This is a genomic window from Synechococcus sp. WH 5701 (assembly GCF_000153045.1).
Taxonomy (GTDB): domain Bacteria; phylum Cyanobacteriota; class Cyanobacteriia; order PCC-6307; family Cyanobiaceae; genus Regnicoccus_A; species Regnicoccus_A antarcticus.
Genome location: NZ_CH724159.1, coordinates 719,014 through 732,832, shown reverse-complemented (window position 1 = coordinate 732,832; position 13,819 = coordinate 719,014). Strand labels below are relative to the sequence as shown.

The 13,819-nt window shown below is 68.4% G+C and carries 13 protein-coding genes; 7 read left to right on the top strand and 6 right to left on the bottom strand.

Going from position 1 to position 13,819, the window contains the following annotated elements:
- Positions 1-2 precede the first annotated feature (2 nt).
- On the top strand, positions 3-470 hold the full coding sequence (locus WH5701_RS04620; RefSeq protein ID WP_006170849.1) for a hypothetical protein: 468 nt from the start codon (positions 3-5) through the stop codon (positions 468-470).
- A 20-nt stretch (positions 471-490) separates the two neighbouring features.
- On the top strand, positions 491-1,108 hold the full coding sequence (locus WH5701_RS04615; protein ID WP_006170848.1) for an alpha-ketoglutarate-dependent dioxygenase AlkB: 618 nt from the start codon (positions 491-493) through the stop codon (positions 1,106-1,108).
- A 19-nt stretch (positions 1,109-1,127) separates the two neighbouring features.
- Here the strand turns inward: WH5701_RS04615 and WH5701_RS04610 are convergent, their stop codons facing one another.
- On the bottom strand, positions 1,128-1,388 hold the full coding sequence (locus WH5701_RS04610) for a hypothetical protein (RefSeq protein WP_006170847.1): 261 nt from the start codon (positions 1,386-1,388) through the stop codon (positions 1,128-1,130).
- 4 nt (positions 1,389-1,392) lie between these two features.
- On the bottom strand, positions 1,393-2,385 hold the full coding sequence (locus WH5701_RS04605) for an RpoD/SigA family RNA polymerase sigma factor (RefSeq protein ID WP_006170846.1): 993 nt from the start codon (positions 2,383-2,385) through the stop codon (positions 1,393-1,395).
- A 188-nt stretch (positions 2,386-2,573) separates the two neighbouring features.
- Between WH5701_RS04605 and WH5701_RS04600 the strand changes: the two genes are divergently transcribed.
- Positions 2,574-3,299 carry a pseudouridine synthase gene (locus WH5701_RS04600; protein WP_006170845.1) on the top strand — a complete coding sequence of 242 codons (726 nt, stop codon included), beginning with the start codon at positions 2,574-2,576 and terminating at the stop codon, positions 3,297-3,299.
- 101 nt (positions 3,300-3,400) lie between these two features.
- Positions 3,401-4,264 carry a RodZ family helix-turn-helix domain-containing protein gene (locus WH5701_RS04595; RefSeq protein WP_006170844.1) on the top strand — a complete coding sequence of 288 codons (864 nt, stop codon included), beginning with the start codon at positions 3,401-3,403 and terminating at the stop codon, positions 4,262-4,264.
- On the opposite strand, the gene malQ is transcribed toward WH5701_RS04595, so the two are convergent.
- Complete coding sequence (gene malQ, locus WH5701_RS04590) at positions 4,210-5,811, bottom strand: 4-alpha-glucanotransferase (protein ID WP_006170843.1); 1,602 nt, start codon at positions 5,809-5,811, stop codon at positions 4,210-4,212. The genes WH5701_RS04595 and malQ overlap by 55 nt on opposite strands.
- Complete coding sequence (locus WH5701_RS04585) at positions 5,811-6,995, bottom strand: Coenzyme F420 hydrogenase/dehydrogenase, beta subunit C-terminal domain (protein ID WP_006170842.1); 1,185 nt, start codon at positions 6,993-6,995, stop codon at positions 5,811-5,813. The genes malQ and WH5701_RS04585 overlap by 1 nt, the downstream gene beginning before the upstream one ends.
- A 270-nt stretch (positions 6,996-7,265) precedes the next feature.
- Here WH5701_RS04585 and WH5701_RS04580 point away from each other — a divergent pair, with 270 nt between their 5' ends.
- Entirely contained in the window at positions 7,266-8,159 is an 894-nt protein-coding gene (locus WH5701_RS04580; RefSeq protein WP_006170841.1) for a transcriptional regulator LytR, read from the top strand.
- Between the two features lie 4 nt (positions 8,160-8,163).
- On the opposite strand, the gene WH5701_RS15665 is transcribed toward WH5701_RS04580, so the two are convergent.
- Positions 8,164-8,733 carry a hypothetical protein gene (locus tag WH5701_RS15665; RefSeq protein WP_156776547.1) on the bottom strand — a complete coding sequence of 190 codons (570 nt, stop codon included), beginning with the start codon at positions 8,731-8,733 and terminating at the stop codon, positions 8,164-8,166.
- Positions 8,734-8,802: 69 nt separating this feature from the next.
- Here WH5701_RS15665 and WH5701_RS04570 point away from each other — a divergent pair, with 69 nt between their 5' ends.
- Positions 8,803-9,798 (top strand): ribose-phosphate pyrophosphokinase, encoded by a 996-nt coding sequence (locus WH5701_RS04570; protein WP_037979608.1) that lies wholly within the window; start codon positions 8,803-8,805, stop codon positions 9,796-9,798.
- A 57-nt stretch (positions 9,799-9,855) separates the two neighbouring features.
- Positions 9,856-11,103: a glycoside hydrolase family 10 protein gene (locus tag WH5701_RS04565; protein ID WP_006170836.1), complete on the top strand. Its 1,248-nt coding sequence runs from the start codon at positions 9,856-9,858 to the stop codon at positions 11,101-11,103.
- Here the strand turns inward: WH5701_RS04565 and pepN are convergent.
- Positions 11,073-13,793, bottom strand: coding sequence for an aminopeptidase N (pepN, locus tag WH5701_RS04560; protein WP_006170835.1), 2,721 nt, complete (start codon positions 13,791-13,793; stop codon positions 11,073-11,075). The two genes, WH5701_RS04565 and pepN, sit on opposite strands and share 31 nt — an antisense overlap.
- Between the last annotated feature and the right edge of the window lie 26 nt (positions 13,794-13,819).

Here is a 13,819-nt window from a genome sequence, read left to right as displayed (position 1 = left end):
CCGTGATCAGTGATCCCACCGGTTCAGAGGCCCTGGGCCAGGGTTACGCGGGCGGCTCCTTCGCCGATTTCGAGGGCGCCGACATCCTTTTGGAGTACGTGCCGGTGGGGCAGCCTCCCTTCTTCCTGGCGGGGGTGGGGCTGGTGATCGCGATCCTCTGCGGCCTGACCTTCTCACGCCTGGTGCAGAACCGGCTCGACGGCTGGAAGCAGGACCGGCTCAACCTGCTGCCCCTGGCGGTGCCTGAAACCGTGGCGTCCTACGCGGGGCTGATCCTGGGGGTGACCCTGTTCATCGGTGGCAGCCTGCAGGTGTTCGGCTTCGGTGGCGGCACGGCCCTGCTGGTGGCCCTGCTGCTCTCCCTGCTCACCGGTGGCGCGCTCTGGGTGCAACTGGAGGGGCTGATGCGACAGGTCCAGGACGGCAGCTTCAAGGCCGTGGACTTCGACAACTTCGATCAGTTCTTCTGAAACCGGAAGCCGTTGTCTCGATGAAGCCAGCAGGCCAGATCCTCCACCGGCAGGCTCCCGGCCTGTCCCTGCGCCTCTGGCCAACCTGGGCCTGCGATGCCGATCAGAAGCTGAACCGGTTGCAGCAGGAGATCCCCTGGCGGCAGGAGTCGATCACCCTTTTCGGCCGCAGCCACCCCATGCCGCGGCTCACCTGCTGGGTGGCTGATCCCGGTTGCACATACTGCTACAGCGGCCTGGCCAATGAGCCCCAGCCCTGGTCGGCAGCGCTGCTGGAGATCAGGGAGGCACTCGCGGTCACGCTGGGCTGGCGCTTCAATTCGGTGCTGCTCAACCGCTACCGCGACGGCAGCGACGCCATGGGCTGGCATGCCGACGATGAACCGGAGCTGGAGCCGCAGGCGCCGATCGCCTCCCTGAGCCTGGGGGCCAGCCGCAGCTTCCGCCTCAGGCCTCGCGACCGCCGGGCCGTGGCCGCCGAGCCGATCAGCCTGGAGCTGGGCCACGGAGATCTGCTGGTGATGGACCCTCCCACCCAGCAACACTGGCTGCACGCCCTGCCCCGGCGGCTGCGGGTTCGGCAGGAGCGAGTGAATCTCACCTTCCGGCTGATCCGAGCCCCGGCCGATGGCGTCTGAGCAGGCTTCTCTGCCCAGATCAGGCTTCGCTGCCGGCCATCTCCAGCATCGCCACCGTGACGGGAATCGTCTCGAGGGCCTCCTCGTTATCGAGGAAGGCATCGAAGGATCGATAACGGCACACGCAGGGTGGCGGATCACCCTCGGCCTGAGCCTGATCCCAGGCCTCCTGCCAGCTCAGCTCCTTGGGGCGGACCTGGGCGTAACAGGCAAGAGCCTCCTCCAGGTCACCGGCATCAGCGACGCACTCCCCGCGCCAATAGACCTCGAAGAACGGCATGGTCTCAGGCCACCAGGTAGCCCTCGAGGCGGCAGGAGCGGGAGCGGATGCCCTCCAGGGCGCGGCGCTCCAGGTTGCGAGTCTTGTCGCGGCTCATGCCCAGGGTGCGGGCAATCGAGGTCAGGCTCATCGGTTCATCGCCGTCGATGCCGTAGCGCATGCTCAGCACGCTCCGCTGCAGCTCAGGCAGCTGCTCCAGCAGCGCTCGCATGTCGCCGCGCAGGCACTCGCTGTCCACGCTCTCCGCCGGCAGCGTCCCGTCACCCTGCAGCAGGTCCAGCAGTTCGGTGTCCTCTCCGTCGCCCACCTTCGTCTCCAGGCTCACCGGTTGCCGCGCACGGCAGAGCAGGTCCTTCACCTCCTCCTCCGGCAGCTCCACACACACCGCCAGTTCGCTCAGCGTGGGTGTCCGCCCCAGCTCCTGGCTCAGTTCCCGCTGGCCTTTCTTCAGCTTGTTCAGCGTTTCGGTGATGTGGATCGGCAGCCGGATCGTGCGGCTCTTCTCCGCGATCGCCCGCGTGATCCCCTGCCGGATCCACCAGTACGCATACGTGCTGAATTTGTAGCCACGGGTCGGGTCGAACTTCTCCACTCCCCGCACCAGACCGATCGTTCCTTCCTGGATCAGGTCCAGCAGTTCCATGTTCCGCTTGGTGTACTTCTTCGCCACGCTCACCACCAGGCGCAGGTTCGCCGCCACCATCCGCTCCTTCGCGCGCCTCCCGCTCGAGAGCTTCCGCTTCAGCAGCGCCGGGCTCAGGCCCGCCGCGCTCGCCCATTCCGCCGCGCTCGGCTTCTGACCACCGGCGCGCATCTCCAGTTCCTGCTCCGTTTCCTCAAGCCGCATCAGCTCCTGCACCTGACGGCCCAGCGTGATCTCCTGCTCGTGGGTCAGCAGCGGCACGCGGCCGATGTCGCGCAGGTACGAGCGCACCAGGTCGCCGGTAGGCAACAGGGACGAGGAGGAGGCTGCGGCGGCCACGGGAAGGGAGGGCATGGGGCCGGTTCGGGGAGTTAGGAAACCTTTGTGTTTCGTAAATTACCACCAACCGGCCTCTCCAGGCCAGATCCTCCCTCTGCTGCGCCGTGTTCTGGCCGCCCGTCCTGCGCAGCGAAGGCAACACTGGAAGCGAGGGCCACCCCCTGACCCCATCCCCTCCTCAACACCACGGCCAGTACCCAGGCATGACGGCGCAACGACTCCAGAAACTGCTGGCCAGTGCCGGCCTCTGCTCCCGCCGCCGGGCCGAGGAGCTGATCCTGCAGGGGCGGGTGACCTTGAACGGAGCCGTGGCACGGCTGGGGGACCAGGCCGATCTCTCCAGCGACCGGCTGGAACTCGATGGGACGCCGGTCGCTGCGGCAGCCCCCACCATCACCGTGCTGCTCAACAAGCCCCGCGGCGTGATCTGCAGTTGTCATGATCCCGAGGGGCGAACGACGGTGCTCGATCTGCTGCCGCCGGAGCTGAGCGAGGCGACCGGCCTGCATCCGGTGGGCCGCCTCGATGGCGCCAGCCGCGGTGCGCTGCTGCTGAGCAACGACGGGGCGCTCACCCTGCGCCTCACCCACCCCCGCTTCGGCCACCGCAAGCACTACCGGGTGTGGGTGACCGGTGAGCCCGCTGCTGAGGCACTGGAACAGTGGCGCCGGGGCGTTCCCCTCGACGGCCAGCCCAGTCAGCCGGTGGGGGTGAGGGAGCTCGCGCGCGGACAACGGGGCACCCTGCTGGAACTGGAGATGGTCGAGGGCAGGAACCGGCAGATCAGGCGCACAGCGGAGCTGCTGGGACACCCCGTACGGGATTTGCAGAGGGTGGCGATCGGCCCCCTGCGCCTCGGCGAGTTGCCCGAGGGACGCTGGCGCCACCTCGCCCCCCAAGAATGGAGGGATCTGGACGCGCGGCGCTGAGGCGCGGACCGATCGAACCACCGCCCTGATCGATGCCCCCCTCCAGGATTCCCACGGCTGTGCCTTCCCGACTCAGGCGTTGGTGGCCCTGGCGGAAAGCCGTGCAAAGCCAGCCGGTCGAGCCCCGGGAGGATCCCCTGCTCAACGCCGGCCGGCAGCTGCGCCAGCAGCGGGAAGCCCGGGGGCTGAACCTGCGCCAGCTGGCGATCGAGACGCGGGTGAGCACCCCGGTGCTCGAAGCCCTGGAGCGGGGATGGCGTGAGCGTCTGCCAGAGCAGGCCTATCTCCGGACCATGCTGCCCCTGCTGGAGCAGCACCTGAATCTCCCCGTCGGCGCCCTCAAAGGGGCCCTGCCGGACCGGCCCGAGATGGCCCAGCATGGCGTTTCGGGGCGACAGGCCCTGCTCTCCCGCTTCACTCCGGGCTCGATCGATGTCTTCACCACCTGGCAGGGGACCGTGCTCTACGGGGTGCTGACCCTGGCGCTCATCTATGGCGTCAACCTGCAGCAGCAGCGGCTGGCGGCGGAGAACCTGCTGGCCCTGCGGCCGATCCCGCCCCTGCCGGCCTCGGAGCAACGGGCACCGGACCCCAACGCCGAGCTGCTGCAGGCCTATCCAGATCTCAGGCCCCTGCAGCAGGCGGCCCAGGGTGTGGCCAGGCAACGGTTGCTGGAGGGGGGCATCGAGCGCCGCCCCGCCGCCGGGGTGCTGCAACTGCGGCTGGGGCAACCCACCCGGATCAGCCTTGGCAGTGATGCGGGGGTGAAGACCGAGCTCAACGGGGCATCGGGGGAGCTGGTGTTGCAGCTGAGGCCTCCCCTGCGCCTGACCCTGGACCCCGTGCCATCGCAGGGAGCGGTGCTCTGGGACGGCAAGCCCCTGGCACCGGAGCCTGGTGGCGGTGGTCGTTACCGGCTGCCGCCGGCCACCGCCTCAGGGGCACCGGTGCCCGTGCGCCCATAGCGCTGCGCCAAGACCTGGAGGCCCACCAGGGGATCCTGAAGGCTGGCGATCGGTTGGTCCAGGCGCCAGGTCCAGTTGCCCGAGGCGGTGCCGGGGGTGTTGAAGCGGGCCTGGTCATCGAGGTGCAGCAGATCCTGCAGGGGCACCACCGCCAACTGGGCGGAGGAGCCCAGTGCCAGCTCCAGCAGCTGCCAGCCGGGTGCGTCAATGGTGTGTCCCACCAGCTCCCCCACCTGGCGCCGCTGGTCCTCCTCCAGCTCCTGCCACCAGCCCAGGCAGGTGGCGTTGTCGTGGGTGCCGGTGTAGACCACCCAGTGCTCACCCTGGTAGTTGACCGGCAGGTAGGGATTGTCGGCGTTGCCATCAAAGGCGAACTGGAGGATCTTCATTCCCGGCAGGACGAAGCGATCACGCAGGGCCTCCACCTCCGGGGTGATCACGCCCAGGTCTTCGGCGATCAGGGGCAGGGCTGGGGCTGAGCGGCCATTGCTGCCACCGGCGCCCTGCTGCCGCTGCCAGCGCGCCTTCAGGCTGGCGAGCAGGGCCACACCCGGTGACGGGCGCCAGCGGCCCTCCTGGGCGGTCTCGGCCTGGCCGGCCACGCTCCAGTACGACTCAAGCGCGCGGAAATGGTCGAGCCGCAGCAGGTCGAGCAGCTGCAACTGCCGCTCCAGCCGGCGCATCCACCAGCGGAACCCGGTGAGCCGATGCAGGCTCCAGCGGTAGACGGGGGTGCCCCAGAGCTGGCCGGTGTCGGAGAAGTAATCGGGGGGCACGCCGCTCTGCTCGGTGAGGGAGCCATCGGCGCGGACGGAGAACAGGCGACGGTTCGCCCAGACATCAGCGCTGTCGTGGGCGACATAGAAGGGCAGATCTCCGATCAGACGGACGCCGGAGGTGCTGGCATGGCCGTGCAGCTGCTGCCATTGCCGCTGCAGCTGCCACTGAAGCAGGGCCTCCTGCAGCAGCGGCCCGGAGGCGTCACGATCCAGCTGGCGCAGGGCCAGGCGGCCGCGCCGCGCCAGGGGCCGGGGCCAGGTCCACCAGGGCTGCTGGCCGTGGCGCTCGCGCAGCACCATGAAGCGGCAATGGTCGCGCAGCCAGTCGTCCTCCTGGCGCCGCCAGCGGGCGAAGGCCTGCTGACGCTCCTGGCTCTGGGCCGGCCAGCGCTCCAGCAAGCGCGCCCCCAGAGCCGCGGCCCGTAGCCGTGCCGCCTCCAGGTCGAGCCGCTCGTAGCTGCCGGCAGGCAGATCCTCGGCAGCGGCGGCGGAGAGGAACCCCTCGGCCACCAGCGTGTCGGCATCGAGGAACCAGGGGTTGAGGGCGAAGCCGCTGGGGGAGCTGTAGGGGGAGCCGGTGCCATCGGTGGGGGCTAGGGGCAGCAACTGCCAGGCGGCGATGCCGGCGGCGGCCAGCTGGTCGATCCACTGGCGAGCCGCCAGGCCGAAGGTTCCGCAGCCCGGAGTGCCCGGCAGGGCTGTGGGATGGAGCAGCACGCCGCACTGCCTGATGGAAGGCCCGTCGTCGGGACCGGGGGGCACTGGCATCAATCGGGCAGGCGGTAACGGCTGATGATGGCCTTCGCGAAGGCGGGGATGTGGCGATCCGCCTGATCCGGGTGGTGGCGTCTCACCCAGATGGCATTGCGGGTGAAGTGGGAATCGATCGAGAAGCGGCCGTACTCCAGCCCCTTGGGACCGAAGCGGTTCACGAAGAAGCCCACCACCTCCGCCAGCCAGAGGGGCAGCTTCACGGCCTTGTCGTAAGCCTCGATCCCCTGTTGCACGGCTGCGCGGCGGTTCCCCTGGCTGGTCACCGGAGCGGTGTCGAGCTCGGCCTCCACCAGATCGAGCAGCTGCTGGCCCTTCGGGTTGCGCACCACCAGCCACTGGCGACCGAAGCTGGCGCCCATGTAGCCCACCACCAGATCGGCGCCGGCGTTGGTGTAGTCGAAGCAGCTCAGGCAGCTGGGTGCAAAGACGCTCTTGAGATTGGGGGTGTCGAGCCCGAAGAACGGCACGGTTTCCTCGCTGCCGTCGCTGTGGCGGAAATGGATGCGGAAGTCCTGCATGAACTCGTAATGGACCACCGTGTCCGCTGAGCGGCTGGCACTCTCCAGGAACGTCTGCAGACCGCTGCGGCTGACGTTGTCGACGCAGGGCATGCCCAGCACATAGAGCTCGTCGAGTGGCAGGGTGTCCTGCACGGCTCGCAGGGCCTGGATCTGGCAGCCCACCCCGATCGCCAACAACCGGCGGATGCCGCTGCCAGGCAGCTGCTGCAGCACCTCCAGGTTGGGGGAGAGGGTGGGTTTGTTCACCCGGGCGGCCAACACCTCCTCGGGAGTTCGCGCCAGCACCGGCACCGGGGTGAAGCGGTCGTCCGGGCTCTGCTGCACGCACAGCACCGCATCCACCAGGCCGCTCTCGAGGGCGCGCACGCCGATCCGGCTGACGATGCCGGTCCACTGGGCCCCCTCGATCGGAGGCTGCAGGCGGGCGGTGAGCATGCGCTCATACACTCCGAAATAGAGCTCGTCGTCGTTGGCCAGATCGCGGCGGCGACCGTGGGCCAGCTCTTCCATTCGATCGAAGCCCTGGGTGAGGAAGGCGCAGGCGTCGCGCACATAGGCCACCCAGCCCGTGTCGCACAGCCCGCACTCACTGCAGAGATCCCGGGCCGGCTTGACGCTGCCCTTGGCCAGGGGCCGGGCCCTCTCATGGGGAGCCAACGGCTGGCCTGCACCGGAGGCAGCGGCCGGGGCGGGGCCTGAACGGGAAGCGGCGCTCAATGCTGAATCCCGACGGGGAGTGGAGCCTTCAACTTATCGGCCATGGCACCGGCCCTGAAGAAGCTGCGTCAAAGTGAGGCGATTCCACAGGCCAATCCAGTCGTGGCAGGCAAGCCCAGGGCAGACACGAACCGGCAGGAGCCACCCCGGTCCCCGTCAGCATCCCCAGCCCGGCCACGGCGAAATGGGCCATGGACGCTGCTGGCGGGGTTGGGCCTGGGTGCCCTGGGGCTGGTGGCCTCGGTGGGCCTGATCGACCGGCTCTGGCCGCCGCAGGATCAGGGGTTGAGCAACGAGGAGCAGAACGGCGAAGCCGCCCCCCTGGCCAGTCCCCCTTCGAGGCCGATCACGGTGCTGCTGATCGGCAGCGACGCCGATCGCCTGGCCGCCGCCAGCAATGGCGCGGCTCCGGCCGGTGCCGCCAACAGCGACACCCTGATGCTGCTGCGCGTGGACCCCGCCGGCCCCCTGCAAATCCTCGCCATCCCCACCGAACTGGCGGTGAAACTGCCCGGACAAAAGACTGTGCAGCCGCTGGGATCCCTCTACAAACAGGGGGGGGCTGCCCTGAGTGCAGGCGCCGTGGCGGAGCTGGTGGGACTCGATCCCGGCCAGCCCGAGCGCTACGTGGTGCTGCCGCGCTCGGCCCTGAGGGAGCTGGTGGATGGCCTGGGTGGGCTGGAGGTGAACCTGGATCAGCCCCTGAGCTACAGGGACAAGAGCCAGGCGTACAGCATCGATCTCCAGGGGGGTCTGCAGCGGCTCAAGGGTGCCCAGGTGGAGCAACTGGTGCGATACCGAAACAAGGAGCAGGGGGAGGCCGGCCGCCGGGAGCGGCAACAGAAGGTGATCGCTCTGCTGGTGAGCGAACTCATCCGTCCGGACCAATGGGCCCAGTTGCCGGAGCGCTGGCAGCGGCTCACCTCCCAGCTCGACACCAACCTCAGCCAGGGGGAGGCCCTGAGCCTGGTCACGGCCGGCCTGCGCCAGGAGAAGCCGGTGCGCTACAGCCAGATTCCGCTGGAACCACCGGCCAAGCCGGATCAGACCCTGCGCCAGATCAGCGCCAAGGCCCCCACTCCCCTGTGGCCGGCAAAGCCTTGAGCAGCTAGTTCGCCTCGGCGGCGATCTGGCTCCAGCGCCGCCTCAGGCACAACGCGAGATCCGCGTCAGCGTCAGCAGAATCGCCCTGAGCCAGCACCCCCAGCCAGGGGAGTCCATCACGGCGGCGGGCCTCCCGATCGAAGAGTCCACCCCACTGGATCAGACCCAGCAGGGGCACCCCGCAGCACTGGAGCAGGGCCGTGCAGGCCGCGGGCAGGCCTGCATCCGCCTGGGGAGCCTCGATCAGCAGGACGGTCGGCTGGCGCCAGGCCCCCAGTAGCTCCGACCAGCGCCCACCCCAGGGCTGAAGGCGCCCGGGATCCTGGGGCAACGGCACCAACCAGGAGCCGCCGCGGCCGCTCAGCTCAGCCATCAACAGATCCACCGCCACGTCCGAACCATCCGTGCTGACCGCCACCAACGGAGGCAGGGCGCTCACCCCGATCAAGGCCGCCAGCCTGCTGGCGGCGTCCTCCACGCCAGCAGCGGCATCGGCCGCGGCGGCACCCACCAGCACCAGGCGCAGCGGCGGGATTGAAGCCGTGGGGTTGGGGGTTGAACCCGCTGCCTTCATCATTGTTTGCCCTCACCGGGCCGGGAGGCTTCTACGATCAGGCTCCAGCCCTGCTTGCTCACGCCCGCCGTGACCAGTTTCTTGACTGCTGAACGGGTGGAGCAGGACAGCAAGCCCCATGACACCCGCCGTCTGCGGCTGTTCAGCGGCACCTCCAACCCCGCCCTGGCCCACGAGATCGCCAGCTACCTGGGCGTGCCGGATGGTCCGCGGGTGATCAAGCGCTTCGCCGACGGCGAGCTCTACATTCAGATCCAGGAATCGATCCGCGGCTGCGACGTCTTCCTGATCCAGCCCACCTGCGCTCCGGTGAACGATCACCTGATGGAGCTGCTGATCATGGTGGACGCCTGCCGCCGGGCCTCCGCCCGCCAGATCACCGCCGTGATCCCCTACTACGGCTACGCCCGGGCCGACCGCAAGACCGCCGGACGGGAATCGATCACCGCCAAGCTGGTGGCCAACCTGCTGGCCCAGTCGGGTGTCGACCGGGTGCTGGCGATGGACCTGCACTCGTCGCAGATCCAGGGATATTTCGACATTCCCTGCGACCACATCTACGGCTCTCCGGTTCTGGTCGACTACCTCTCCGCCCGCGACCTGGGCGAAATGGTGGTGGTCTCCCCCGATGTGGGCGGTGTGGCCCGGGCGCGGGCCTTCGCCAAACGCATGCACGATGCCCCCCTGGCGATCATCGACAAGCGGCGCTCAGATCACAACGTGGCCGAAAGTCTCACGGTGATCGGCGATGTGGCCGGCAAGACGGCGGTCCTGATTGACGACATGATCGATACCGGCGGCACGATCTGTCAGGGGGCGCGCCTGCTGCGGCGCGAGGGGGCCCGCCGGGTGCTGGCCTGTGCCACCCATGCGGTCTTTTCCCCCCCTGCCATCGAGCGCCTCTCGGAGCCGGGACTGCTGGAGGAAGTGCTGGTCACCAACAGCATCCCGATCAGCGACGAACGCAGCTTCCCCCAGCTGAAAGTGCTGTCCGTGGCCAAAATGCTCGGCGAAGCCATCTGGCGCATCCACGAAGAAAGCTCCGTGAGCTCGATGTTCCGCTGAGCCATACCGCCAGCTCCTGTCCCCTCGCCGACGCCCCCCATCCTGTTCCGACACCTGTTGCCGCGCCCCACTCCCCCTGGCCTGAGCGGGCCACTGCCCCGCCGGGTCCGACTGAAAAGGGCCCTGCCGGCCCTGGCCACCGTGCTGCTCACCTCCTCCCTGCAGGTTCTGGGAGCCTTGCCGGCCCTCGCTGCCAGCCAGCGGGTCGGGGTCTGGCTCACCAACAGCCCCAGCCCCCTCTATTACGACGCCAACCTGATCGAGAAGGCCGTCGCCGAACTCGACGCCGCTGGCTTCAACACCCTCTATCCCAACGTCTGGAGCCGTGGTTACACGTTCCATCGCAGCCGTTACGCGCCGATCGAGCCGAAGCTGAAGCAGGTGAATGCCTCCCTCGATCCCATCTGCCGCATCACCAAGGCCGGCCAGCGGCGGGGCATGAAGGTGATCCCCTGGTTCGAGTACGGCCTGATGGAGCCGGCCGATGCCGAAGTGGTGCGCCGCCATCCCGAATGGGTGCTGCAGCGCAGCGACGGCTCCACCCTCTACGCCATGCATGGGGCCAACCTCAAGACCTCCCCCCTCAAGGATCTGCGGGTCTGGCTCAATCCGGCCCATCCCGGCGTGCGTGAGCGGGTGATCGGGCTGATCGGTGAAATCGTGCAGCGCTGCGGGGTTGACGGGATCCAGCTCGATGATCACTTCGCCTGGCCCGTGGAGCTGGGCTATGACGCCTACACCCGCACCCTGTTCCGCGGGGAGAAGGGCCGTGAGCCCCCCCGCGACTACAACAACCGGGAGTGGATGACCTGGCGGCGCCAGAAGCTCACTGGTTTGCTGCGGGACCTGAGAGCCACGATGCAGAAGGAGCGCAGCGGCGCGGTGATCAGCCACTCCCCCGGGCCGTTCCGTTTCGCCTACAACCACTGGCTGCAGGACTGGGAGATCTGGGCCCTGGGCCAGCTGGTGGACGAACTGGTGGTGCAGAACTACGCCTACTCCGTGGCCGGGTTCACCAAGGACCTCGACCAGGCGGCGCTGGTGAAGGCCCGGCGCTGGGGCATGCCTGTACAGATCGGAGTGCTGGCGGGCTTCGGGGGCCGCACCACCTCCTCAGCGGTACTGGGGAAAAAGGTGGATCAGGTGGCCAAGCGTGGCCTCGGGGTGATCTATTTCTATTGGGAAGGGCTCTGGGGCGCCTATGGGGGGCCTGAAGGAGCGAGGGAGCGCCGCTCCTCCTTCCAGCGCCTGCACGGGGCCCTCTACCCGGATCCCTATCCCCGCAGCTCCCGCCCCAGGCTCTGATCCAGCACCTCCCGGGTGTTGGCCGAGAGCCCGGTGGCCGAGAGCTGCTCCATCGCCTCCCGCATCCGCTCGCCCCGCTCGGGGGCATAGCTCTGCCAGCGGCTGAACACCTTGGCCATCCGTGAGGCGGTGATCGGATTGCGCTGGTCGAGCCGGGCGATCTGATCGGCCATGAAGCGGTAGCCGCTGCCATCAGCGGCATGAAACACCGGTGTGTTGGCCACCAGGCCACCAAGTACCGCCCGCACAGAGTTCGGAGCCGCCGGGTCGTAGCGGGGATGAGCCAGCAGTGCCTCCACCCGCTCGAGCCCATCGGGGAAGGGGGCGGAGGCCTCCAGGCTGAACCAGGCATCGAGGATCACCGGCTTCTCCTGCCAGCGCTCGTAGAAGGAAGCCATCGCCCGCTCCCGCTCGCTGCCCGCAAGAGGCTGCAACGCCCGCAACCCGGCCCGCGCCAGGGTCATCGAGGGTCCGTCCACCGCGGCGGCTGCTTCAGCCATCACTGCCCCATCGCCAGCAGCGGCGCGCCAGGCCCAGACCAGTCCTGTGAGCTGGCGATCGCCGACCCCCTCGGGCCACGGCAGGCCCCACTGGGGACGGCAGCGCTCGAGGCAATCAGCCAGGGGTTCAGCCAGGGCTTCGCCGAAGCGGGTCTGCAGGGCCCTGTTCGCCACGTACAGCGCCGGGGGATCCGGCTGAGCGCTGGCCGCTTCGAGTTCGGCCAGCCCCGGCAGAGTCAACAGGGCGCAGCGGTTGCCGTCGCTGAGGGTTCCCTCCAGCAGGATCCGCTCGAAGGCGGCCACCAGCCCATCCTCGAGGGCCTCATCCGCAACTCCTCCGGCGCGGCGGAGCACAACCTGCCGAAGCAGCTCCTGGCCGGCATCCCAACGGGCCACCGGCTCGCCATCGCTGCTGAGCAGATGCAGCAGTTCGGCGTGCGTGCGCTCGAACTCCAGCTGCACAGGAGCAGAGAAGCGGCGCAGCAAGGACAGGGCCGGCGGGTGACTGTGGGGCTCGAAGCCCTCGAACACCACGGTCTGCTCGGCTTGATCGATCACCAGCAGCCGCGTGAGCGGTCCCCAGGTGTGCTCGAGGCTGGCGGCCTCGGCGGTGGAGCTGGTTTCACCTGAGCGTTGCAGCAGCAGGGGCTCACCAGCCTGGTCCACCGCGCCAAGTGCCAGGGGGATCACCAACGGCTGCTTGTCAGCCTGGCCAGGGGTGGCCGGGGTGTGCTGGCGGATGGTCAGCGACAGGCGGCCCTGATCCTCAGCCCAGTGGCGCTGCAGGTTCAGCCGTGGCGTTCCCGCCTGGTGATACCAGCGGCGGAACTGCTCGAAACTGAAGTCGCTGACTCCAGCCTTACCGGCATCACTGGCCGTCGCGGCGGCATCCTGCATCGCCTGCACAAAGTCATCACAGGTGGCGGCAGTGCCGTCATGGCGCTGCACGTAGATGGCCATGCCACGCATGAAGGTGTGCGGGCCGAGAAGGGTGTGCAGCATACGAATCACCTCGGCACCCTTCTCATAAATCGTGGTGGTATAGAAGTTGTCAATCGCCTGGTAGTGATCCGGCTGCACCGGGTGGGCGGTAGGGCCGGCATCTTCGCGGAACTGGGTGTTGCGCAGCATCGCCACATCCTCGATCCGCTTCAGCGCCGGTGCATGCAGATCCGCCGTGAAGCTCTGATCCCTGAACACGGTGAGCCCCTCCTTGAGGGAAAGCTGGAACCAGTCGCGGCAGGTGATGCGGTTGCCCGTCCAGTTATGGAAATACTCATGGGCGATCACGCTCTCGATCCGCTCCAGTTCGGCATCGGTGGCCGTGGCGGCATCGGCGAGCACCAACTTGGAATTGAAGATGTTGAGGCTCTTGTTCTCCATCGCGCCCATGTTGAAATGGCGCACGGCCACGATGTTGTACTCATCGAGGTCGTACTCCAGCCCATAGACGCTCTCATCCCAGGCCATCGAGCGCTGCAGTGAGCGCATGGCATGGGCCGTGTACGGCGCATCGCCAGGCTCCACATGCAGGCGCAGCTGCACCATGCGGCCACTGGCCGTGGTGAACGTGTCGCGGACCTCCTCGAGCACCCCGGCCACCAGGGCGAACAGGTAGGAGGGCTTGGGGAAGGGATCGTCCCAGACCACAAAGTGACGCTCCTCCTCACCGGCCAGGGCTGGCAGCAAGCCCTGCTCGATGCAGTTGCCGTTGGAGAGAAGAACGGGGTAGGGGCCTCGCTCAGCCTCGATACGCACCCGGAACAGGCTGAGCACGTCGGGGCGATCGGGATGGAGGGTGATGCGGCGGAACCCCTCCGCTTCACACTGGGTGGTCACCATGCCGCCGCTGGCATAGAGACCCTCGAGGCTGGTGTTGGCACGGGGGTGCAGGCGCACTTCGCTCGTCAGGCGAAACGGCTGCGCGGGCGTGCTCGTGAGGATGTAGGCATCGCCGTCGCGCCGGATCTCGTCGAGCGCCAGGGGCCGGCCATCGAGGCTGAGGGAAAGCAGCTCCAAACCTTCACCACGCAGCACCAGCGGTTCGCTGCCATCGCCGTCTGCGGCAAGGGGCACAAACAGCAGGGTGGACTCCACCAGGGCCTCTTCACCGAGAAGGCGCACCGTCAGGTCAGTGCGCTCAAGCCGGTAGGGGAAGGGCCGGTAGTCGGCCAGCCGCACGACGCTCATCAGGCCAGGGGGAGAAGGCCCCCTGA

Coding starts and splice junctions, on each gene's coding strand:
- malQ (WP_006170843.1), bottom strand. CDS start 5,811: ATGCCAGTGCCCCCCGGTCCCGACGACGGGCCTTCCATCAGGCAGTGC.
- WH5701_RS04605 (WP_006170846.1), bottom strand. CDS start 2,385: ATGCCCTCCCTTCCCGTGGCCGCCGCAGCCTCCTCCTCGTCCCTGTTG.
- WH5701_RS15665 (WP_156776547.1), bottom strand. CDS start 8,733: ATGAAGGCAGCGGGTTCAACCCCCAACCCCACGGCTTCAATCCCGCCG.
- WH5701_RS04600 (WP_006170845.1), top strand. CDS start 2,574: ATGACGGCGCAACGACTCCAGAAACTGCTGGCCAGTGCCGGCCTCTGC.
- pepN (WP_006170835.1), bottom strand. CDS start 13,793: ATGAGCGTCGTGCGGCTGGCCGACTACCGGCCCTTCCCCTACCGGCTT.
- WH5701_RS04615 (WP_006170848.1), top strand. CDS start 491: ATGAAGCCAGCAGGCCAGATCCTCCACCGGCAGGCTCCCGGCCTGTCC.
- WH5701_RS04610 (WP_006170847.1), bottom strand. CDS start 1,388: ATGCCGTTCTTCGAGGTCTATTGGCGCGGGGAGTGCGTCGCTGATGCC.